The sequence below is a fragment of the Aeromonas sp. 61P genome (assembly GCF_051919545.1).
In the GTDB taxonomy this organism is placed as follows: domain Bacteria; phylum Pseudomonadota; class Gammaproteobacteria; order Enterobacterales; family Aeromonadaceae; genus Aeromonas; species Aeromonas veronii.
Genome location: NZ_JBQBEL010000001.1, coordinates 4,579,620 through 4,601,054 on the forward strand (window position 1 = coordinate 4,579,620; position 21,435 = coordinate 4,601,054).

The window sequence follows — 21,435 nt, forward strand, 5'->3', positions numbered from 1 at the left end:
AGGTCTCTCTCCGGCATCAGCTGCTCTTGTCTGCCGCGATGGAGATGTTCTGGACACCGGCCATGCGGATCTGATCCATGACCTGCACCACCAGACCGGAACGGGATTCGTTATCGGCCTGGATCACCACGGCGCTCTCCGGGTTTTCGGCCCGCAGCCGCTCGATGTTGGCGCGTACCGCCCCCACCTCGACCACCCGCTTGTCGACCCAGACCTGACCGTTTTCGCGCACCGCGACCATGATATTGCCCTTCTTCACCGTCTCGGCCGTGCTGGCACTGGGACGGTTGATCTCGACACCGGACTCCTTGACAAAGGAGGTGGTAACGATGAAGAAGATCAGCATGATGAACACTATGTCCAGCATGGGGGTCAAATCGATAGCCGCCTCGTCAGCACCGCTGTCGCTGTAACGTTTTCTCATAGCAGAAACTCCTTGCTTGTTCTGTGCCCCCGGCAGGCCATGCCTCGCCGGGGGTATGCATCCTGCATCAACCGTGTTTCAGGTTGTCTTCCAGCTTTTGCACCGCCAGTTTGGCCTTGTGATCGAGCTGGTTGACAAAAAACAGGCCGGAAAGGGCGGCGATCATGCCCGCCATGGTCGGTACCGTTGCCTTGGATATCCCCGATGCCATCGCCCGCGGCGAACCGGTACCGGTGATGGCCAGGGTGTCAAACACCTGCACCATCCCCACCACGGTCCCCAGCAGCCCCATCAACGGGCAGAGAGCGATCAGCACCTTGATGACCGGCATCCCCTTGTCCACCGCCATGGCGACCCGTGAGACCAGCTCGCGCCGGATCTGCTTGGCAGACCAGGAGAGATGATCGGTGCGGGCCAGCCAGGTGGCTTTGGTCTGCTTCACCTGCTTGGGGTAAACCGCCATGAAGTAGAACCAGCGCTCCAGCAACAGGGCCCACATCATCAGGGTCAGGAAGAACAGGGCGACCAGTACATCGCCCCCCAATCCCAAAAACCGGCGGACCGACTCGACTTCTTCAATCAACCAGAACCACATGGGTGACTCCTTACGCTGCGGCTTTGGAGGCGTGCAGACGTTCCTGATAACGGGCGACGAAACCGGCGCTCTGCTCTTCCAGCACCTGGATCAGACGACGGCTCTGGGTCTGCACAATGGTGTAGAGGAACAGCATGGGCACCGCGACGACCAGACCCTGCATGGTGGTCACCAGCGCCTCCGAGATACCGCCCGCCATCAGCTTGGGATCGCCGGTACCGAACAATGTGATGGCCTGGAAGGTGGCGATCATCCCCACTACGGTGCCGAGCAGGCCCAGCAGCGGCGCGACGGAGGCGATCAGCTTGATGATGCTGATACCCTTCTCGAACTTGGGCACGTTGCGCAGGATGATCTCGTCGAGCTTGGACTCCAGATCCTCGATGTTGTCACCGCGATGGCTCTGGTAGGCTCCCAGCATGTCACCAATGGGGTTGCCCTTGATGATCTGATCGGATTTCAGCTGCTTGCGCATGGACGAGCCGATCAACGACAGCCGGATACCGCAGAAGATGGCCAGCAGGGTACCGAGCACACCGAGCACCATGATGACGTAACCCACTTCACCACCCTGATCGATCCGCTCCTTGAGAGTCGGTGACTGCACCAGCAGAGAGAGGATCACGCCGCGAGACGGGTCGATAAAGATGGGTTTGACCCCGTCACCACCCTGTTCAAACTCGGCGATCGGTTCCAGCACCCCCTTGTCAGGTTGACGGGAAAGCTGCTCGAACTTGCCGGTCTCCGGCACGAAGGTGAGGTACTTGCCTTCGGAGACAGTGTTGAACTCACCGATCTGGGTGACCGTCTTCTCGGCTTGGTTGCCTTCGCCGTAGACCACGGTCGCCGGGATCTGGCTCACCTTGCCACCGTCCACCATGCGGCTGAGGGTGGTGGTCCAGAACGCTTCCAGATCGTCGCTGGAGGGGAGCTCTTTACTCTCGGCCAGACGGGTCAGCAGCGCGGTCTGTTCCGGATGCTCGACCCGACGGGCGGAGGCATTGAAGATCCCCTTGAACTCACCGGCGAACTGACGCAGTACGCCGAACATCTCGCCCATGTTGCCGGAACGCTGGCGCAGGGTTTCGGTCAGTTCGGTCAGCTGCTTGTCGTTGGCATCAAAGGTCGCCTTGAGCTGCTCGCCCTTGGCGGTTTCGGCAGCCAGCTCGGCCTTGGCCTTGGCCAGCAGCGCCCCCTGCTCGTTCTTGTCAGCCAGGAAGCGGGCTTCCCGCTCCTTGTTGAGTTGGGATTCGCTCAGGCTGGAGGCCTTGACCTGATTCAGCAGCGCATTGAGATCCACCGGTTTTTCGGCGGCGGTCACCGGCAGGGTGACCAGGGTTGCTCCCGCAATCAGGGAGGCAATAGCAAGTTTGATTCCTTTCATGATGCTTTCTCCGCAGTTTGAACCGGCAGCTTGATCAGCGCGGGAGGCGCCTGCTTCTTGGCGATGCGAAGGCCCTGTTCAACCGCACTGCGATACTCCTGGGGCAACTCTTCCCACTGGCGAGTCTTCTTGTTCCACATCCCGGTCTCATTGCCATCCGGGGATTGATAGAGCAGCGCGATGCGGCCAACCCGCAGGAACTCGTAGGTCTTCTCGCTGCCATCCTTGTCCAGGCTCGCCTTGTAGGATTCGATGGTGCGGCTGAAGCCCTCCTCGATCTGGTAAGCCTCCAGGATCTTGCGGTACTTCTCGGAGATGGTGACATCAGCACGGTTCATCAGGTCGGTCAGAGCCGCCACACGGTCCTCGCGCTCGACCTTCTGGAACGGCAGATCCAGCGCCACAAACTGCTCGAGGGAGTCGATCATCTTGAGCATCAGGGGCACCACTTCGGTGCTGGTCTGATCAATCTGGGCGATCTGCTTTTGCATCGACGCCAGCTCGGCACTCTGGGACTCGACCATCTTGCTCACCTGCTCGTTGTAGGTTCGCAGACTGTCGACCTGACGCAGGGCGGCCTTGTACTGGGCCAGTGCGGATTCTGCAGATTCGGCATAGCTGTCGATCTTCTGCTGGGAAACTTTTGATGCGTTGTCGGTGGCGGCTTGAGCGTCCACGGCCTGACCGGCAGTGGCGGCACTCAGATTGAAGCTGGTCAACAAGGCGGCCGAAACCAGGCTGCCAAGGAGCGCTTTCTTCATTGTAATGGTCCTTGTCTTCATAGGATTACCCTATCTCCGTAACTTCCTTGGACGTTGGGCACAGCCGGCCCGACCGGGCCGGCTGAGGTTGTATATCAACAGGGTTGATTAGAACTTCTGGGTGTAGTCGATGTAGTAGACGCGACCGTCGATGCCGTAGAGGTATTCATCGTAAGTGAAACCATCGTTGGACAGGGAAGGCCCACGGTTGAACATGTTCTTCACACCGGTCTGGATCTTGCCATTCCAGCTGGTATCAACCGCCACGTTCAGGTTCCAGATTGTGTTGGAAGCGATATGGCCCTCTTCCTTGTCATCCACATAGTCCTGACTCTGGGAGTCGATATAGTTGGTGCTCAGGTAGGTATCCAGATTCCACAGCTGCGGGAAGTTGGCACCGATCCCGGAGTTGAAGCGGAAGTCGGGTTTGCCATTCCAGCCCTTCTTGTCGACCATTGGGCCACCAGCAAACAGACCTTCCTCATATTTCAGGATGTAGCTGCTGCCAAAGTCGTAACGCAGGGTGAAGGAGTTGAAGTCGTACTTGTAGTCCGCCTTGAAGTCGATACCACTGGTCTTGAGCTGCCCCAAGTTGACCATGCCGGCATAGACCTTCTCGACATCGCCGTTGGCATCACGGATGACGTTCGGGTTGCTGCCGGTATTGAGCTCCTGATAGAACTGGGTCTGGGTGTTAGCCAGCTGGATCACGTCATCAATCTTGATGTAGTAGTAATCGAGCGACAGGTTCAGGTTGTCCAGCGGGTTGTAAGCAGCACCGATGGTAAAGGTGTCAGCCGTCTCTTCCTTCAGGTTCTTGTTGGATTGACGTGTTGTCTCGTACTGCGCTTCGGAACAGTTGGCAATGCCATTGGCCTGGCAGTAGACATAGTCCTTGGCAAAGTCCGCTGACTGGGCATCCGCCGCATAGAGATCGTTCAGACCCGGCGCGCGGAAAGACTGGGACCAGGAGGTACGGAACATCAGCTGGTCGAGCGGTTGATAACGCAAACTCGCTTTGGGCGAGAAGGCGCTGCCAAAATCGCTGTACTTGTCGTAACGACCCGCCAGGTTCAGCTCGATCTGCTCGGTGATGGGGATCAGGCTCTCGATGTAGGTGGCAAACACATCGCGCACACCGCCACCGGAGTTACCGGATGAGCCCAGTACGTTGCCTGCTTCGGACTGGCTGTCATAGGTATCGGAGTAAACCCAATCGTTATACTCGGCCCCCAGATACCAGCTGACCGGGCCAGCGGGCAGTTCACCCATCTCCCAACCCACGCCACCGTACCACTGGAAGAAGTCCATCTTGGAGTTGCGACTGGTGGTATAAGAAAGATCCTTGGTAGCCGCATCAGAGAAGCTGCCATTAACGAACTTGCCGGTATTGACCTGAGTTTCCACAGCGGGGGCCAGCACATACCCATTACCAGTACTCTGGTTATCTGTTTTGGAATACATGTAACCGGCATTCCATTCCACATCGCCTACCGCTTCGGTCGGCACCACCCCTTCAAAACCCAGGTTCAGGGTACCGGTCAAGTCAGTCACATCGTTGTCACGGGGGCCGACGTTGTTAAAGCGGTAGTACACGGTCGCGGCCTTGGCGGTGCTGAAGTTGTTGGCAGACAGAACTGCTGCGCTTTCAGGGGTGGAACCATCCACGGTGAAGGCACCGGCAGCTGGCGCGAAGCGGCCAAAACTGGTGACGCGGGAGCCAATCATCTGTGGCACGAAATCCACATTGTCGTTGATATGGTAGCGCCCGTTGAGATAAACGGTATCGCGGGTACGAGAGGCAGTCTTGGCAGCGACCTGGGCAAAGTCGAAGCGGCAAGCCGTGCCCTTGGTGACGAAACCGGTGCCGGTACCTTCACAGTCAACTCCCTTCAGGGTACGGGTAACCGTCTTGCCGGTAGTGGCATCCACTCCCTTGATATTGCGGCCATAGAGACTCGGAGCAGTTGCCCCCTCTTTCGCCAGATAGTCGCGATCCTTGTAATAGATCTCGTCTTTCACATCGTGCTCGTAGACCATCATCAGGGAGCCTTTCTCACCCGAGATGCCGCTAACGATGGAACCACTCTGCTCGTCACCACCCTCTTCGGTCGGTGAACCAATACGTCCCTGGAAAGTCAGCCCTTCGAAACCCTCTTTGAGGATCACGTTGATAACGCCGCCGATGGCATCAGAGCCATACAGGGCGGAGCCACCGTCCAGGTTCACTTCCACCCGCTCAACCGCCGCCATGGGGATGGTGTTGAGGTTGATGGCAGTGCCGCCCATGGAGGGAGAACCGGCGATACGCTTGCCATTAAGCAGCACCAGCGTGCGATCTTCACCAAGACCACGCAGCCCTACTGTGGCTTGTGATTGGGCGGAACTACCGGAGGATGGGGAGAAACCACCAAAGGAGTTATAGGAGGCCTGTTTCAGATAATCGGCCACAGTCTGCTGACCAGACTGTTCAATTTGGGCTTTGCTGACAGAGACAACCGGAGTCGCCCCCTCAACATCAACACGGGAGATACGAGAGCCAGTGACTTTGATTTTCTGCAGTTTTTCGACGTTCTGCCCTTCTTCGGCAGATACGGATGGGGCCGCCGCAAGGCTCGCCAAGGCGAACGCAATCGCAGCAGAGATTCTGCTCTTCCTAAGCATCGCTTATATCCTTCCTGGTTGTTTATTGTTTGCTTCCTGATACCGCCCTCTTTGGAGCGATGTGTAAGGCTTATCAATCTTTGACTAGCGACGTCAATGGAGCTGGGGGGCGGCGAGGTCGGACGTAGAATAAGCGGAGTGTATTAATTTTGACCGGCATAATTAGTGAATAATTCTGCCAAAAACAACCCGCACAATGTAAAAACATTGTTAAATGGCGTAAATGGCGCTGAATTAAAATTTGATGAACTTATTAGTTAACGTGCTGTCCGTTTATATCTTATTTTGATTTATCGGCCTTAATAAGAATAAAACACTAACTTCATGAGGGTTGAACCTGACCGCTCCCATGGGGATAACAGTTAAAATCGTCGAGATGATATCGTTTTCCTTCAATTTCACCGCTCAAACAAAAACGCTATCAATCAACAACTTAAAAACACCAAAAACTCAAACAAACAGCTGTTTATATTTTTTAAAATAATGTTGAGCAGTAGCGTTTTGTTTTGATTTTCACTTTTCAGATAAAAAACGTCATTTTTCGGTGCTTTTGGTCTCAGCGGGTCATTTGTCCCAGTTTTCCATTTCCTTGTACTTGATTTTTGTTGCAGAGCTTTTACAGTGGCCAAGCGGATTGTCTGCTGTTTGGCAACCAATCCAGCGCGTAATGCCAGGAAGGACAGGCCCGTCACCGGATTTGACTGGCCGCAAAAAAGAACAACAAGGACGAGGTTCCACCATGCTGTCGTATTTCCTACGCCGGATGCTTTTGATCATTCCGACGTTTCTCGGTATCACCCTGCTCGTCTTCACCATCACCCGTTTCGTGCCGGGCGGACCGGTCGAGCGCATGCTGCTGCAAGCCCAGGTTCCCAGAATGAATCTGGCCGCTCCAGCGGCAGCAAGGGGGCGCAGGCCCTCTCCGATGAGCAGATCGAGGAGCTCAAGGCCTTCTATGGCCTCGACAAGCCCATGCTGGTCGCCTACTGGGAGTGGCTGCAGAAGCTGGCGGTGATGGATCTGGGCGAATCGACCCGCTACTACGAGCCGGTGTGGGATCTCATCAAGGAGCGACTCCCCGTTACCGCCTTCTTCGGGCTGGCAACCTTTCTGCTGAGCTATGCGGTCTCCATTCCGCTCGGGGTGGCGAAGGCGCTCAGGCACAACAGCCGCTTCGACTCGTTAAGTTCCATGCTTATCTACATGGCCTATGCCCTGCCCGCCTACGTGGTGGGGATCTTCCTCATCACCGTCTTCGCCTTCCATCTGGAGTGGCTGCCGATGGGCGGTTTTCCGGGGGATGATTTTGAGTACATGGAGAGCAGCTGGGATCAGATCCGCACTGTCTTTGCCCACGCCCTGCTGCCGCTTATCGCCTACGCCATCGGCGATTTCGCCATCCTCACCATGACCATGAAAAACAGCCTGATGGAGAACCTGTCGGCCGATTATGTGCGTACTGCGGTGGCCAAGGGGTTGCCGTTTCGCAAGGCGGTCACCGACCATGCCATGCGCAACAGCCTGATCCCCATCGCCAGTCACCTGGGGTCTGTGCTCACCGTTTTCTTTGGCGGCTCCTTCCTCATCGAGACCATCTTCAACATCGACGGCATCGGCCTGCTCGGTTACGAGGCTATCGTCGAACGGGATTACCCCACCGTCATGGGCATTCTGGCCATCACCTCCATGCTGATGCTGATTGGCAATATCGTCTCCGATATCTGCGTTGCCCTGGTTGATCCGCGCGTGCGGTTTGGAGATTGACCATGAACCAGACCTCTATTGCCATGCCGATGCTGATATCACGCCATATCGTCTCCGATATCTGCGTTGCACCTTCTGTTGATCCCCGCGTGCGGTTTGGAGACTGACCATGAAGCTTAATCCGGTTACCTTGAAAAAACTCAACCGCTTCAAGTCGATCAAGCGCGGTTACTACTCCTTCATCATCTTCACCACCCTGGTGCTGCTCTCCCTGTTGGCAGAGCTGCTGGTCAACAGCCGGGCACTGATGGTGAGCTATCAGGGCCAGCTGCACTTCCCCACCTATGGCGATGTGATCCCCGGCCAGCAGTTCGGGCTCGATTACGAGTACGAAACCAACTACCGCCAGCTCAAGGCCAAGTTTGCCGCAGAGGGCCAGGGCGACTGGGTGCTGCTGCCGCCAGTACCCTGGAACCCCTACGAGCAGGATTTCAAAGAGGATGCCTACCCGCCTTACGCCCCCAGCGCGGCTGAGCGCCACTTCCTCGGCACCGACACCAGCGGCCGAGACGTGCTGGCGCGACTGGTTTACGGCTTTCGCATCGCCATCGGCTTTGCCTTTATCGCGCTGGCGGCCAGTTACGCCATCGGAGTCACCATAGGCTGTCTGATGGGCTTTCTCGGCGGCCGCTTCGACCTCATCCTGCAACGCTTTATCGAGATCTGGTCCCAGGTGCCGTTTCTCTACGTCATCATGATCCTGGTGTCGCTGGCCAAGCCCAACTTCGGCCTGTTTGTCGCCATCAACGTGCTGTTCGGCTGGATGGGGATCACCTGGTATATGCGCACCCTCACCTACAAGGAGCGGGCGCGGGACTATGTGATGGCGGCGCGGGCGCAAGGGGCGACCACCGGGCGGATCATCTTCAACCACATCCTGCCCAACACCCTGATGATGATCGTCACCCTGGCGCCGTTCGCCGTGGTGGGCAATATCTCGACCCTGACGGCACTCGACTATCTGGGCTTCGGGCTGGCACCGCCGACCCCGAGCTGGGGGGAACTGCTCTCCCAGGGCATCAACAATCTGGATGCCATCTGGATCGTCAGCTCAGTGGTGGCAGCGGTGAGTCTGGTGCTGATCATGGTCTCCTTTATCGGTGAGGCGATCCGCGAGGCGTTCGATCCGCGCAAATTTACCCGTTACCAATGAGCCAGCCGATGCCAGCGCATCGGCAGGCGCCGGGTAACGAACAGTGATTAATGAAGGACGGGCCGCCGCCATCGGCGGTCCCGGGAGCAAGGGATAATCCCGTTATCAATCAAGACCCCCAGTGCAGGGGCCAGACCTGGAAGTCAAACATGAAAAATAAAATCAAATGGATAGGTGCTCTCTTTGTGCTGGTAAACGGATCCTGGGTCTGGGCGGCCAGCCTGCCCGCGGATCTCAAATGGGAGACCAACGACACGGATCCTGTGTTCGCCTCCCCCAAGGCGCTGCCGGGCGGCAGCCTCAATATGTTTGTGGAGAGCTTTCCGCTGACGTTTCGCACCGTGGGGCCTGACTCCAACGGATCGTTCCGCTCCTTTATTCTCGATAACCAGTTGCGGCTCATCAGCTTCCACCCCAATACCGGCAACCCCATCCCCTCGCTCGCGACCCACTGGGCCATCGCGCCAGACAGCCAGACCGTCTACTTCAAGCTGGATCCCCGCGCCAAATGGTCGGATGGCAAGCCGGTCAATGCTGACGACTACACCTTCGGCTACGAGATGATGCGCTCCAAACACATCAAGGGGCCCTGGTTCAACAACTACTACACCACTGAAGTGGTAGCGGTAGAGAAGATCGATGATCACACCATTATGGTCAAAGCGGGCAACCGCAAGGCCAAGATGGACCTGCTCAACACCACCGAGCTGTGGCCCCAGCCCAAGCACTACTACAAGCTGACCCCCAACTGGGTGAAGCAGTACAACTGGTCCGTGGTGCCCACCACCGGCCCCTACGTGATCAGCGACGTCAAGAAGGGCAAGTCGGTCACCTTCAGCAAGCAGAAGGATTGGTGGGCAAAGGATGATCGCTACAACCAGCACAGATTCAACATCGACACCATCAAGGTACAGGTGATCCGCGACCACAACATCGCCTTCCGCCACTTCCTGAAAGGGGAGATCGATACCTTCGAGATGATCCTGCCCAACTGGTGGCATGAAAAAGCGGTCACCCCGGAGTACAAAAAAGGCTACGTGCAGAAGGTAATGGCCATGACCGACACCAAACAGGGCGGTCAGGGGGTGCACCTCAATGTGGCCAACCCCAAGCTGGCGGACGTGAACGTGCGCCTCGGCATCCAGCACGCCTTCAACATCGACAAGATGATCGAGACCGTGCTGCGCGGCGACTATGACAGAGCCACCACCTTTGACTCGGGCTTTGGCGAGTTCACTGACATCACGCTGCCGGAGCGGGCTTATGACATCGGCAAGGCGCGGGAGTACTTTGCCAAGGGCGGCTACAACAAGCCGGGGCCGGACGGCATCCTGCAAAATGAGAAGGGGGAGCGGCTGACGCTGGCGCTCACCTACACCAGTCAGGAGCACTCCAAGCGCCTGACCGTGCTGAAAGAGGAGGCCAAGAAGGCGGGGCTGGATCTGGAGCTCAATCTGGTGGATGGCGCCACCGGTTTCAAGGTGATGCTGGAGAAGAAACACGAAGCGGCTTGGCTCGGTTGGGGCGGCGGCGGTCTCTATCCGCAATATTGGGAGTTTTTCCACTCCGCCAACGCCAACAAACCGCAGACCAACAACCTGTTCAACGTGGCTGACAAGGAGCTCGACGCGCTGATCGACGCCTACAACGTCGAATTCGACATGGCCAAGCGGGCCAAGCTCTCTCAGCAGATCCAGCAGCGCATCTATGATCTCGCCATCTTCGTGCCCGGGGTGCAGCTCAACTATGTGCGGGCCAGCAGCTGGCGTTATGTGATGCTGCCGGAGGTGCCTGCCACCAAGAACACACCGGATCTGCTCTACTGGCCGATGGATGGTTATCCTCACAGTAGCGGCGGTTTGCTCTGGCTCGATCCCAAGGTGAAGGAAGAGACCCGCAACGCCAAGGAGGCAGGGGAGGCGCTGGCGCCCATCAACCTGCTCGACAAGACCTATGCACGTCATTGATATTCAGGCCATTGCGAAGGGAGCAGCCGTTATGCCCAACACTCAGGCCCCCATTCTTGACGTACCGGATAACGGGGGGGAGTTCGCCGTTGATAACGGCCAGCACCCAGCCCCAATCCTCGAAGTACGCGATCTTGAGGTGGAGTTCGCCGTCGATGACGGCAAGATCAAAGTGCTCGACGGGGTCAGCTTCAAGGTAGCCCCGGGTCAGACACTGGGGATCGTCGGTGAGTCCGGCTGTGGCAAGAGCGTTACCTCGCTCGCCATCATGGGGCTCTTGCCCAAGCCCCACGGTCAGGTGGTGGCCGGTTCCATCCGCTTTCAGGGGGAGGAGCTGCTGTCGCTTGCGCCGGATCAGATGTACAAGGTGCGCGGCAACCGCATCTCGATGATCTTTCAGGAGCCGATGACGGCCCTCAACCCGGTGCAGACGGTGGGGGAGCAACTGATGGAGGTGTTTCGCCTCCATCGCCCCGAGTATGACAAGGCCCAGCGCAAAGCCGCGGCCATCGCCATGCTGCAGAAGGTGGGGATCCCGGAACCGGCCCAGCGCTTTGCGGTCTATCCCCACAACCTCTCCGGCGGCATGCGCCAGCGAGTGATGATCGCCATGGCGCTCTCCTGCGAGCCAGACCTGCTTATCTGTGACGAGCCGACCACGGCGCTGGATGTCACCATTCAGGCCCAGATCCTCGAATTGATGAAAGAGCTGCAGGCCCAGACCGGGATGGCCATCATCTTTATTACCCACGATCTGGGGGTAGTGGCGGAGCTGTGCGACGAGGTGGTGGTGATGTACGCCGGGCGGGCGGTAGAGCAGGCCGACGTGTTCGAACTGTTTGACCACCCCCGTCACCCCTATACCCACGGCTTGATGAGCTCAATCCCGCGCCTTGAGGATGAGCCCAAGAGCCTGCTCAAGACCATCAAGGGACAGGTGCCAGCCCTGCACGAGATGCCCGCTGGCTGCCGCTTCTCCAACCGCTGCCCCCATGCAACCGATCTCTGCATCAGCGCCATTCCGGCGGTGGAGCAGTTAAATCTGCGCCACCATGTCGCCTGTCACTACTGGAAGGAGTTGACCGTATGAGCACTCTGTTATCGGTCAGGGATCTGAAACAGCACTTCCGGCTGGGAGGCGGGTTCCTGCGCAAGCAATATACGGTTCACGCGGTGGATGGCATCAGCTTCGACCTGAAACAGGGGGAGACGCTGGGGCTGGTGGGTGAATCGGGCTGCGGCAAGTCCACCCTCGGGCGCAGCCTGCTCAAGCTGTTCGAGCCGACCGCGGGCACCATCACCTTCGAGGGGCGTGATATCACCGCCCTCAGCCCGAAGGAGATGCGCTCCCTGCGCCAAGAGATGCAGATGGTGTTTCAGGATCCTGCAGAATCCCTCAACAGCCGCCACACCGTGGGCCAGATTTTGGAGGAGCCCTTTATCATCCACGGTAAAGGCAACACTGAGCAGCGCCGCGGCTGGGTGCAGGAGCTGCTGGCAAAAGTGGGCCTGCCGGGCAGCGCGGTGGATCGCTACCCCCACGAGTTTTCCGGCGGTCAGCGCCAGCGGATCGGCATCGCCCGCGCCATCGCCCTCAAGCCCAAGCTGCTAGTGTGCGACGAGGCGGTCTCGGCCCTCGATGTCTCGGTGCAGTCGCAGATCGTCAACCTGCTGCTCAGCCTGCAACGGGAGATGAACCTCTCCATCATCTTCATCGCCCACGATCTGTCGGTGGTCAAACACATCTCGGATCGCATCGCAGTGATGTATCTGGGACGCATCGTCGAACTGGCGGATGCCCAGTCACTCTATCTGACGCCGCGCCACCCCTATACTCAGGCGCTAATCTCCGCCATTCCGGTGCCGGACCCGCGCAGGCGCAGCCAGCGCATTCTGCTGACCGGCGATGTGCCCTCCCCCATCTCGCCGCCAAGCGGCTGCCACTTCCACCAGCGCTGTCCCCATGCGACCGATCTGTGCAAAAGCAAGGCGCCAAGGCTTGAGGCGTGTGATGAGTCCCATCATCAGGTGGCCTGCCACACCCCGCTCGCCGTCGGTAGTCACGCCATCAGCGGCAGCGCCATCAGTGGCAACGCCATGAGCGGCGACAGCAGGCTGGAGCAGGCGAGCTAGGCGCAGCGCACAAACCCCAGGGTAGAAATAGACGAGGCGGCTATCAGGCCGCCTCGTGCTATCGGGTCACTCTTGTCTTATCGCGTCACGGCTGCCGCTCGTCAGGCAATCTGGTAGCGGCCCGGCTTGTGGTTGAGTGTCAACACCAGATTACAGATGACCGCCGCCACGATGGAGAGCGCCAGAATCCAGGGCTGCACCACGAAAAACGAGGCAACAACAATGGCGCAATCGAGCCCCATCTGCAGCTTACCCGCCCGGATGCCAAAGCGATCCTGAATAAAGAGCGCCAGAATGTTGAAGCCCCCCAGACTCGACTTGTGACGGAACATGATGAGCAGCCCCATGCCAATCAAGGTACCGCCGATCAGCGCCGCATAGAGGGGCTCTATCTTGCCGATCTGCAATACACCGTTGAGGTGATCGGTCATGTAGGAGACCGCCGCCACCGAAACGAAGGTGTTGAAGGTAAAACGTGGTCCCATCCGCAGCCATGCCAACGCATAGAAGGGCAGGTTGATGCCGAAAAACAGCAGGCCGAAGCTGATGCCGGTCACTTTTTGCAACAACAGTGCCAGCCCGGCAGTCCCGCCGGTGAGCAGGCCAACCTGATGAAACAGAAAGATGCCGAGGGAAACAAAGCCGGCCGCCGTCAGCAGGGCCAGCACATCCTCATAAATAGGATGAGCAGTGCGAATCGAGGTGTTGTCCATAACCTGTATCCAAGCGAAGTAAAGAGAGAGTGTCTGTCGCCTGCCGTTGCGGGCGGGCTGCGAGCCCTGTCCACAGGGCTTCGTTATGGGGTCCAGTCTATTTTTTGTGAAAAGGATCACAACAGTCAGGCTGAACGCCCCATTCTGGTGCCTGTCATCTGGCATTGACACTCGCTGCACCAAGATGCAGCATGCCGCGGTTTAAGCGCGCCATCACCCCATTCACAGCACGAGGCACTTTTCATGAAGGTCACCATTTTTGGCACAGGCTATGTCGGGCTGGTGCAGGCCGCCGTTCTGGCTGAGGTGGGCCATCAGGTCTGCTGCGTGGATGTGGATGATGAGCGGATCGCCGCCCTCAGGCTGGGGCAGATCCCCTTCTATGAGCCGGGGTTGGCCCCGCTGGTCGAGAGCCATCTGGCCAGCGGCCGCCTGAGCTTCACGGTCGATCCCGCCATTGGCGTGGCACACGCCGACCTGCTGCTGATCGCCGTGGGTACCCCGGCTGACGAGGATGGCTCGGCCGATCTGCAACATGTGCTGGCGGTGGCCGACACCATAGGCCGACTGATGAGCAGCCCCAAGCTGGTGGTGACCAAGAGCACAGTACCGGTCGGTACAACGCAGCAAGTAAGGGAACACATTGAGCTACAGTTGGCCGAACGGGCGCTGACCCTCGCCTGCGAGGTGGCGGCCAATCCCGAGTTTCTCAAGGAGGGAGCGGCGGTCAACGACTGCATGCGGCCGGATCGCATCATCATCGGCTGTGACAGCGAGCGGGCACTTGAGCAGTTGCGCGCCCTCTACGCCCCCTTCAACCGCAATCACGACCGGATCGTGGTGATGGATCTGCGCAGCGCCGAGCTCACCAAATACGCCGCCAACGCCATGCTGGCCACCAAGATCTCCTTTATGAACGAGATGGCGGCCCTCGCCGAGCAACTGGGGGCCGATATCGAGGCGGTGCGCCAGGGGATGGGGGCCGATCCCCGCATCGGTTACCACTTTATCTACCCGGGCTGCGGCTACGGCGGCTCCTGCTTCCCCAAAGATATCAAGTCGTTGCGCCATACCGCGGCGAGTGTCGGCTGCGACGCCCCGCTGCTGGCAGCGGTCGAGCAGGTCAACCAGCGCCAGCAACAGAAGATGGCGCAAACCCTGCTGACCCGCTTCGGCCCGGATCTGCGCGGCCGCACCTTTGCCCTGTGGGGACTGGCGTTCAAACCCGGTACCGACGATATGCGCGATGCGCCGAGCCGCCCGCTGCTGGCCGCCATCTGGGCTGCCGGTGGCCGGGTGCAGGCCTTTGATCCCAAGGCGATGGGGCGCGCCCATGAGCTTTACGGCGAGCGGCCGGATCTGCTGCTCTGCCCCACTCAGGAATCTGCACTGGAAGGGGCCGATGCCCTGCTGATCTGCACCGAGTGGCAGGCGTTTCGCGCCCCCGATTTCCAGCAGCTAAAGGCCCTGCTCAACCAGCCCGTCATCATCGATGGCCGCAACCTCTATGAGCCACGCCAGCTCAGCGAGATCGGGTTTGACTATCACGCCATCGGGCGGCCACATCTTCCCGCCAAAAAGCAGCCTGCCAACACCAGCTGCAACCCGGAGACTCAACCATGATCTATCTGGTTACCGGCGTCGCCGGTTTTATCGGTTTTCATGTGGCCAGCAAGCTGTGCGCCGCAGGCCATCGTGTGGTGGGGCTCGACAACCTCAACGACTACTACGCGGTGAGTCTGAAAGAGGCGCGGCTGGCCCAACTGGCCAGTTTCCCCCATTTTCACTTCGAGCGGCTTGATCTGGCGGATCGCGAGGCGATGGCGGCTCTCTTTGCCCGTCACGGTTTCGAGCGGGTGATCCATCTGGGGGCACAGGCGGGGGTGCGTCACTCCATCGACAATCCGTTCGCCTATGCCGACAGTAACCTCACCGGCATGCTGACGGTGCTGGAGGGGTGTCGTCACCACGGGATTCAGCACCTCATCTACGCCTCCTCCAGCTCGGTCTATGGCATGGGGGATCAGATGCCCTACTCCACCGCGCAGCAGGTAGATCACCCCGTCTCCCTCTACGCCGCCACCAAGAAGAGCGGCGAGCTGATGGCCCACGCCTACTCGGCGCTCTATGGCCTGCCCACCACAGGGCTGCGCTTCTTTACCGTCTACGGCCCCTGGGGCCGCCCCGACATGGCCATAATCAAGTTCACTCGCGCCATCCTCGCGGGAGAGCCTATCGACGTCTATAACAACGGCGATCTCAGCCGCGACTTCACCTTTATCGACGACATCGTCGCGGGGATCCTCGCCGTCGCCGATCAGCCGCCCCGCCCCAATTCCAATTGGCACGCCAGCGAGCAGAGCGCGGCCGAGAGCGCCGCCCCCTACCGCATCCTCAATATCGGCAACGGCCAGCCGGTGCGGCTGCTCGATTTTATCGAGGCGCTGGAAGAGGCCATCGGCAAACCCGCCATCAAGCGGATGCTGCCGATGCAGGCAGGCGACATGCACGCCACCTGGGCCGACAGCGAACCGCTACACACCCTCACCGGCCTGCGCCCCGCTACGCCTCTCAAGCAGGGGGTTGCCGAGTTTGTCCGCTGGTATCTCGACTACTACCGACCCGCCCGCTGACGAGCGCGGGTAGCCCCTCGGTCATTGATGAGTTAATCAGATACCACTGATGCTCCGCGGGTTTTAGGATGGCTGAACGCACTGTCTGCGCACCATAGCGAGGATTTGAGATGCAATCACAGGAACAGGGTCTGATCAATGGACTGTTCGACCGCCTCAAGCAAGCGCAAGCCAGGGATAGCAAGCGAGACCAACAAGCGGATCAGCTGATCCGCCAGCATCTGGCCCAGCAGCCCGATGCCCCCTACTACATGGCCCAGGCGCTGCTAATTCAGCAGGCTGCCCTTACTCGCCTCAACGAGCGGGTCAAGGAGCTGGAAGCCAGCCAGAGCGCCCCAAATGGCGGCAGTTTTCTCTCCGGCCTGTTTGGTAGCGAAAGCAGCCCGCCCCCGCGCTTTACGCCGCCACCGGCATCCGCTCCTGCCCAGCTAGCACCCCGTGCCAGCTCCTTTTTGGGCGGCGCCCTGCAAACCGCCGCCGGTGTGGCCGGTGGCGTGATGCTGGCCGATATGATCGGCGGACTGTTTCACAACAATCGGCCCGAGGAGATCATCGACATCATAGAGCCTGCCCCCATCGCCAATCCGGTCGATGCGGAACCGGTGCGCTGGGACGGCTGGGATTCACCTCCCGATGCTGGCAGCAATTTTCTCGACGACGATAACCTGAGTGGCGGCTGGGCCGACAGTGACGATAACAACGGCGGTTTCTTCTGACCGTCAAACCATTACTGGCCCCGCATCTGGCGGGGCCCAACTCGATACGAAACCCATGACTATGGAAAGTGTGATGACACCACGGATCGGCAGCGGCATGACGCGATATACTCAGCGCGCTTCGTGCCACCCGGGAACAACTCCCGACCCCAGGCGCTCTGTCCGTGGCCACGCAACACCCCCATGACGACAAGGAGCCACCTCATGATCCGAACCCTGCTTTTGACCGGTGCCGCCATTGCGGCCTATGCCCTGACCCAGAGCCACTCTCTGCTTCCCCTGCTCAGCCTGCTGGCCCTGCTTTCGCTCTGGGTTGTCAGCGAAATTGGCAGCTTCTATCGCGCGCTTCCTCCCGCCGTGCTGGATGAGCAGGAGTATCACCACGACTTTTAACCGGATGAAAAATGGTGTGAAACTGTCGAGATGCCGTTAGTTCCATACCGTTTTGCTCTCTGAAATCCCCCCGCTATAACAACAGGATCCACTGGGTTCGTGGCGATAGCAGCCATGTTCCTCTATATCTTCTGTACTCAAACAGGAGATAACCCATGAGGCACATCAGCGAAAACGGACTGTTTTTGCTGCTTTTTTTGTCGTTGTTACTGGCAGGTACGCCGCGGGCGATGGCACAGGGCAGGGATTTCAGACAGGCCCCCAAGGCGCTAACGGCGATCAAGCAGGGTCAAGTGGCCCAGCAACACGGCAATCTGCAAAAGGCCATCGCCCTCTACTGTGTCGCCGCCAGCACCGGCAACCCTGAAGGATATTTCCGGATCGGTCGCCTGCTCGCCACCGGCCCCGCCTCGGTGCGCAGCGCGAAAATGGCCAACAGCTATCTCGCCATGGCGATGCGCCTGGGTAACCAACAGGCCGCCCGTTACTACAACGCCCGCATCGGCAATGCCCCCATGGGTGATCAGTGCGGCATTGGGATCCGTGGCGGGCAGGGTAGCTATCTGGCCGGGCTCCCCTCCACTCCCTTCAATGTCGACACCTGGGTTGCCCGCCAGCCCCCGGCCAAGCAAAAGCTGGTCACCATGCTGCGTCACGCCGCCAAACACCATAAGGTGGATGCCCGGCTGGTACTGGCGATTGCCATCGCCGAATCCAATCTCAACAGCCGCGCCGTTTCACCCAAGAATGCTCAGGGGCTAATGCAGCTGATCCCCGAAACCCAGCAACGGTTCGGGGTAACCCGGCCATTCGATCCGGCCCAGAACATCAAGGGTGGCGTCAGTTATCTCAAATGGCTGGATCGCCGCTTCGATGGCGACTGGGTACTGATCTCGGCAGCCTACAATGCCGGGGAAAAAGCGGTGGAACGCTATGGCGGGATCCCGCCCTATGACGAGACGCAGGAGTATGTGAAACGGGTGCTCTACTTCGCTGGCCACAAGCAGCCCTGAGCGGAAAATCAGGAGCTCGCCCGATCGGAAGGCGGCACACGCCTCTTTCTGCGGCCACTGTGGCGGCCACGCCCCCAATAATCGAAGCCATAGTGGCGGTAGTAACCCACCAGATTGCTGACCAGAAACAGCCCCTCCATCAGCACGGCGACCGGAGAGCCCACCAGCAGGTTATTGCCAAGCCAGCAGAGGGTGCCGAGCAGCATCCAGCGCCGCAACAGGCGATCATCCGGGCAAAACGCGGCCCGGGTTTGCAGCAGGCTCGCCAGCAGCCCGATCCATGAGAGCAGGCCCTGATAGGTCGCCAGCGCCGCCGCACAGGCCAACCCAATGAAAAACCACATCAAGATGCGGCGAACCAGCCAGATGCTGACCAGAAAGCGTACGCTGGCCAGCAGCAACAGGCTGGCCGCCGACCACTGCCCGAGCAGGGCAAAGTGACCGGCATTAAGGGCGCAGGAGAGGGCCAAGCAGGCCAGGATCCTGCGGCGATCCCGCAACTGAAACGACAACAGATCGAGCAACAAGGCCAGGCTAACCACCAGTTGCGACCACAGAAACAGCGACATCATCCACCCCTCATCCGTCATTTGGATGACGCAGCATGAAGTGGCAACCAGCAGGTGGCATTAACCCGTGTTAATGCGCCTGCGGATCCGTGACAGGGTAACCGGGCTGATGCCGATGTAGTTGGCGAGCTGTACTTGGGTCAGTCGTGCAGGCCAGTGGGGGAAGGTGTGGCAGAGATCCCGATAACGCTCTTCGGGGGAGTGGAGCAGCAAAAACGCCTCCTTGCGCTCCTTGTAACCGAGCTGCTGACGCAGCAGGGCCATGCAGACCGGCTGCCAGACGGGCTCATCCAGCAGGGCGATTGGCACCCGCACCACCTGCAGCTCCGTCAGCGCCTCCAGCTGATAGCGGGCGGGCGACCCAGTGAGCCAGCTGTCGTAAAGCAGGCAGAGCTCCCCCTCGAAGTAGAACTCCTTGCAGCGCTCCTGCCCATCCCGGGTGTAGTGGCAGGCACGGGCGATGCCCGTTTCGATATAGAAGGCAGCCTCCTGTTTGTCCCCTTGCGCCAACAGCACCTGACCGGCGCGCAGCGTCTGCCGTGGCAAGCGCAGGCTGATGGCTTCGCTCAGCACAGCGTCCAATCCCATAGTGCAGAGAAAGGCGGCCAGTGAGGGGGCTTGAGGAGATGGGTTCATGACGGCTCCGGAACAAAACGGCAGCCCACATCATGCCCAAATTGCACGGCTGATGCAGCAAGGCGTGACCACAGCGGCAAAGGGGGGACATAGCCGGGTGCCACCTTTGCCCCCCCTCGTCCGTTGGTTTACAATCGACGGGTTTTTTGGAACCCGGTTGACCTGTGTCGACCTGGCCCCACCACGACATCAGTCTGTTAATGCCAAGACATTAACCTGCTGAAAAGGAAGAGAATTAGCCAATGGCTCAATTTATTTACACCATGAACCGGGTCGGCAAGGTAGTGCCGCCCAAGCGTCATATTCTCAAGAACATCTCCTTGAGCTTCTTCCCGGGCGCCAAGATCGGCGTGTTGGGTCTGAACGGCGCCGGTAAATCGACCCTGCTGCGCATCATGGCGGGCATCGACACCGAGATCGAAGGGGAAGCCCGTCCGCAGCCCGGCATCAAGATCGGCTACCTGCCGCAGGAGCCGAAGCTGGAGCCGGAGCAGACCGTACGCGAAGCGGTCGAAGAGGCCGTTGGCGAGGTGAAGCGCGCCATGGCTCGTCTGGACGAGGTCTATGCGGCCTACGCCGACCCGGATGCCGACTTTGACAAGCTGGCCCGCGAACAGGGCGAGCTGGAAGCCATCATCCAGGCCCAGGGTGGCCACAACATGGAAAACCAGCTGGAGCGCGCGGCCGATGCCCTGCGCCTGCCGGCCTGGGATGCCAAGATCAAGCACCTCTCCGGTGGTGAGCGCCGCCGTGTGGCGCTCTGCCGTCTGCTGCTGGAAAAGCCGGACATGCTGCTGCTGGACGAACCGACCAACCACCTGGATGCGGAATCCGTGGCCTGGCTGGAGCGCTTCCTGCACGACTACGAAGGCACTGTAGTGGCGATCACCCACGACCGTTACTTCCTCGACAACGTGGCAGGCTGGATCCTGGAGCTGGACCGCGGCGAAGGTATCCCGTGGGAAGGCAACTACTCCTCCTGGCTGGAGCAGAAGGACGCCCGTCTGGCGCAGGAAGCCAGTTCCGAAGCGGCCCGTCGCAAGTCCATCGAGAAAGAGCTGGAGTGGGTTCGTCAAAACCCGAAAGGCCGTCAGGCCAAGTCCAAGGCCCGTATGGCTCGCTTCGAAGAGCTCAACACCAACGACTACCAGAAGCGCAACGAGACCAACGAGCTGTTCTTCCGCCCGGACCGCGCCTCGGCGACAAGGTGGTGGAAGTGGCCAACCTGCGCAAATCCTACGGTGATCGTGTACTGATCGACGATCTGTCGTTTGCCATTCCGAAGGGTGCCATCGTCGGCATCATCGGCCCGAACGGTGCCGGTAAGTCGACCCTGTTCCGCATGATGTCGGGTCAGGAGCAGCCGGATTCCGGGGCCATCACGCTAGGTGAAACCGTGATGCTGGCCTCCGTCGATCAGTTCCGCGACAGCATGGATGACAAGAAGACGGTCTTCGAAGAGGTCGCAGACGGTCAGGATATCCTGCGCATCGGCAACTACGAGTTCCCGAGCCGCGCCTATATCGGCCGCTTCAACTTCAAGGGTTCCGACCAGCAGAAGCGGGTTGGCGAACTCTCCGGTGGTGAGCGCGGTCGTCTGCACCTGGCCAAGCTGCTGCAGACCGGCGGCAACGTGCTGCTGCTGGATGAACCGACCAACGATCTGGATATCGAAACCCTGCGCGCCCTCGAGAACGCCCTGCTGGAGTTCCCGGGTTGTGCCATGGTCATCTCCCACGACCGCTGGTTCCTCGACCGTATCGCCACTCACATCCTGGACTATCAGGATGAGGGCAAGATCGAGTTCTTCGAAGGTAACTTTACCGAATACGAAGAGTGGAAGAAGAAGACCTACGGCGCCGAGGCGATCCAGCCCCATCGCGCCAAGTACAAGCGCATCGCCAAATAAGGCTGACT

Annotated in this window: 17 protein-coding genes and 2 pseudogenes; 11 read left to right on the forward strand and 8 right to left on the reverse strand. The window is 59.4% G+C overall.

Annotated features, from left to right (window positions below):
- Positions 1-16 precede the first annotated feature (16 nt).
- The 5 genes from ACTG2O_RS21170 to ACTG2O_RS21190 all read right to left on the reverse strand — a co-directional run bounded on the left by ACTG2O_RS21170 (position 17) and on the right by ACTG2O_RS21190 (position 5,828).
- Positions 17-424, reverse strand: coding sequence for an ExbD/TolR family protein (locus ACTG2O_RS21170; protein ID WP_005338933.1), 408 nt, complete (start codon positions 422-424; stop codon positions 17-19).
- Between the two features lie 67 nt (positions 425-491).
- Positions 492-1,019 (reverse strand): MotA/TolQ/ExbB proton channel family protein, encoded by a 528-nt coding sequence (locus ACTG2O_RS21175; RefSeq protein ID WP_005338936.1) that lies wholly within the window; start codon positions 1,017-1,019, stop codon positions 492-494.
- Between the two features lie 10 nt (positions 1,020-1,029).
- A complete protein-coding gene (locus ACTG2O_RS21180) occupies positions 1,030-2,403 on the reverse strand; it encodes a MotA/TolQ/ExbB proton channel family protein (RefSeq protein WP_107682561.1) in 1,374 nt (457 codons plus the stop codon).
- Complete coding sequence (locus ACTG2O_RS21185) at positions 2,400-3,164, reverse strand: DUF3450 domain-containing protein (RefSeq protein ID WP_005343435.1); 765 nt, start codon at positions 3,162-3,164, stop codon at positions 2,400-2,402. Before ACTG2O_RS21185 ends, ACTG2O_RS21180 begins: the two co-directional genes overlap by 4 nt.
- A 108-nt stretch (positions 3,165-3,272) precedes the next feature.
- Positions 3,273-5,828: a TonB-dependent receptor gene (locus tag ACTG2O_RS21190; protein WP_439976601.1), complete on the reverse strand. Its 2,556-nt coding sequence runs from the start codon at positions 5,826-5,828 to the stop codon at positions 3,273-3,275.
- 739 nt (positions 5,829-6,567) lie between these two features.
- Between ACTG2O_RS21190 and ACTG2O_RS21195 the strand changes: the two are divergent.
- From ACTG2O_RS21195 to ACTG2O_RS21215, 5 genes and pseudogenes are all read left to right on the forward strand, one after another.
- Positions 6,568-7,592, forward strand: a pseudogene (locus ACTG2O_RS21195) (ABC transporter permease subunit).
- 109 nt (positions 7,593-7,701) lie between these two features.
- Positions 7,702-8,745: an ABC transporter permease gene (locus tag ACTG2O_RS21200; RefSeq protein WP_236321201.1), complete on the forward strand. Its 1,044-nt coding sequence runs from the start codon at positions 7,702-7,704 to the stop codon at positions 8,743-8,745.
- A gap of 149 nt (positions 8,746-8,894) precedes the next feature.
- On the forward strand, positions 8,895-10,712 hold the full coding sequence (locus ACTG2O_RS21205; protein WP_279497522.1) for an extracellular solute-binding protein: 1,818 nt from the start codon (positions 8,895-8,897) through the stop codon (positions 10,710-10,712).
- Positions 10,713-10,743: 31 nt separating this feature from the next.
- Complete coding sequence (locus tag ACTG2O_RS21210; RefSeq protein ID WP_139493711.1) at positions 10,744-11,802, forward strand: ABC transporter ATP-binding protein; 1,059 nt, start codon at positions 10,744-10,746, stop codon at positions 11,800-11,802.
- A complete protein-coding gene (locus ACTG2O_RS21215) occupies positions 11,799-12,845 on the forward strand; it encodes an ABC transporter ATP-binding protein (RefSeq protein ID WP_439976602.1) in 1,047 nt (348 codons plus the stop codon). Before ACTG2O_RS21210 ends, ACTG2O_RS21215 begins: the two co-directional genes overlap by 4 nt.
- A gap of 101 nt (positions 12,846-12,946) precedes the next feature.
- On the opposite strand, the gene ACTG2O_RS21220 is transcribed toward ACTG2O_RS21215, so the two are convergent.
- Positions 12,947-13,558 carry a YitT family protein gene (locus ACTG2O_RS21220; RefSeq protein WP_005349421.1) on the reverse strand — a complete coding sequence of 204 codons (612 nt, stop codon included), beginning with the start codon at positions 13,556-13,558 and terminating at the stop codon, positions 12,947-12,949.
- A gap of 243 nt (positions 13,559-13,801) precedes the next feature.
- Between ACTG2O_RS21220 and ACTG2O_RS21225 the strand changes: the two genes are divergently transcribed.
- The 5 genes from ACTG2O_RS21225 (at position 13,802) to ACTG2O_RS21245 (ending at position 18,313) form a co-directional block, all read left to right on the forward strand.
- Entirely contained in the window at positions 13,802-15,181 is a 1,380-nt protein-coding gene (locus ACTG2O_RS21225) for a UDP-glucose dehydrogenase family protein (RefSeq protein WP_231719502.1), read from the forward strand.
- Positions 15,178-16,191, forward strand: a complete 1,014-nt coding sequence (locus ACTG2O_RS21230) for an NAD-dependent epimerase (protein WP_231719503.1) — start codon at positions 15,178-15,180, stop codon at positions 16,189-16,191. The genes ACTG2O_RS21225 and ACTG2O_RS21230 overlap by 4 nt, the downstream gene beginning before the upstream one ends.
- Before the next feature lie 110 nt (positions 16,192-16,301).
- Complete coding sequence (locus ACTG2O_RS21235) at positions 16,302-16,907, forward strand: DUF2076 domain-containing protein (RefSeq protein ID WP_231719504.1); 606 nt, start codon at positions 16,302-16,304, stop codon at positions 16,905-16,907.
- 204 nt (positions 16,908-17,111) lie between these two features.
- On the forward strand, positions 17,112-17,300 hold the full coding sequence (locus tag ACTG2O_RS21240) for a hypothetical protein (protein WP_043822919.1): 189 nt from the start codon (positions 17,112-17,114) through the stop codon (positions 17,298-17,300).
- Positions 17,301-17,455: 155 nt separating this feature from the next.
- Positions 17,456-18,313, forward strand: coding sequence for a lytic transglycosylase domain-containing protein (locus tag ACTG2O_RS21245; RefSeq protein ID WP_439976603.1), 858 nt, complete (start codon positions 17,456-17,458; stop codon positions 18,311-18,313).
- A gap of 8 nt (positions 18,314-18,321) precedes the next feature.
- On the opposite strand, the gene ACTG2O_RS21250 is transcribed toward ACTG2O_RS21245, so the two are convergent.
- Both ACTG2O_RS21250 and ACTG2O_RS21255 read right to left on the reverse strand, forming a co-directional pair.
- The gene (locus tag ACTG2O_RS21250; RefSeq protein ID WP_231719506.1) at positions 18,322-18,885 is read right to left on the reverse strand and encodes a YgjV family protein; all 564 of its coding nucleotides are present in this window, start codon (positions 18,883-18,885) and stop codon (positions 18,322-18,324) included.
- A gap of 57 nt (positions 18,886-18,942) precedes the next feature.
- Positions 18,943-19,518, reverse strand: a complete 576-nt coding sequence (locus ACTG2O_RS21255; RefSeq protein WP_439976604.1) for a Crp/Fnr family transcriptional regulator — start codon at positions 19,516-19,518, stop codon at positions 18,943-18,945.
- Positions 19,519-19,760: 242 nt separating this feature from the next.
- Here ACTG2O_RS21255 and ettA point away from each other — a divergent pair.
- Positions 19,761-21,427, forward strand: a pseudogene (ettA, locus tag ACTG2O_RS21260) (energy-dependent translational throttle protein EttA).
- The last annotated feature ends 8 nt before the right edge of the window (positions 21,428-21,435 follow it).

Bases quoted from the DNA above. Each gene is read 5' to 3' on its own strand.
- ACTG2O_RS21170 (WP_005338933.1), bottom strand. From the start codon at position 424: ATGAGAAAACGTTACAGCGACAGCGGTGCTGACGAGGCGGCTATCGAT.
- ACTG2O_RS21220 (WP_005349421.1), bottom strand. From the start codon at position 13,558: ATGGACAACACCTCGATTCGCACTGCTCATCCTATTTATGAGGATGTG.
- ACTG2O_RS21190 (WP_439976601.1), bottom strand. From the start codon at position 5,828: ATGCTTAGGAAGAGCAGAATCTCTGCTGCGATTGCGTTCGCCTTGGCG.
- ACTG2O_RS21180 (WP_107682561.1), bottom strand. From the start codon at position 2,403: ATGAAAGGAATCAAACTTGCTATTGCCTCCCTGATTGCGGGAGCAACC.
- ACTG2O_RS21235 (WP_231719504.1), top strand. From the start codon at position 16,302: ATGCAATCACAGGAACAGGGTCTGATCAATGGACTGTTCGACCGCCTC.
- ACTG2O_RS21205 (WP_279497522.1), top strand. From the start codon at position 8,895: ATGAAAAATAAAATCAAATGGATAGGTGCTCTCTTTGTGCTGGTAAAC.
- ACTG2O_RS21250 (WP_231719506.1), bottom strand. From the start codon at position 18,885: ATGATGTCGCTGTTTCTGTGGTCGCAACTGGTGGTTAGCCTGGCCTTG.
- ACTG2O_RS21215 (WP_439976602.1), top strand. From the start codon at position 11,799: ATGAGCACTCTGTTATCGGTCAGGGATCTGAAACAGCACTTCCGGCTG.
- ACTG2O_RS21200 (WP_236321201.1), top strand. From the start codon at position 7,702: ATGAAGCTTAATCCGGTTACCTTGAAAAAACTCAACCGCTTCAAGTCG.
- ACTG2O_RS21185 (WP_005343435.1), bottom strand. From the start codon at position 3,164: ATGAAGAAAGCGCTCCTTGGCAGCCTGGTTTCGGCCGCCTTGTTGACC.
- ACTG2O_RS21230 (WP_231719503.1), top strand. From the start codon at position 15,178: ATGATCTATCTGGTTACCGGCGTCGCCGGTTTTATCGGTTTTCATGTG.
- ACTG2O_RS21175 (WP_005338936.1), bottom strand. From the start codon at position 1,019: ATGTGGTTCTGGTTGATTGAAGAAGTCGAGTCGGTCCGCCGGTTTTTG.
- ACTG2O_RS21245 (WP_439976603.1), top strand. From the start codon at position 17,456: ATGAGGCACATCAGCGAAAACGGACTGTTTTTGCTGCTTTTTTTGTCG.
- ACTG2O_RS21240 (WP_043822919.1), top strand. From the start codon at position 17,112: ATGATCCGAACCCTGCTTTTGACCGGTGCCGCCATTGCGGCCTATGCC.
- ACTG2O_RS21210 (WP_139493711.1), top strand. From the start codon at position 10,744: ATGCCCAACACTCAGGCCCCCATTCTTGACGTACCGGATAACGGGGGG.
- ACTG2O_RS21225 (WP_231719502.1), top strand. From the start codon at position 13,802: ATGAAGGTCACCATTTTTGGCACAGGCTATGTCGGGCTGGTGCAGGCC.
- ACTG2O_RS21255 (WP_439976604.1), bottom strand. From the start codon at position 19,518: ATGAACCCATCTCCTCAAGCCCCCTCACTGGCCGCCTTTCTCTGCACT.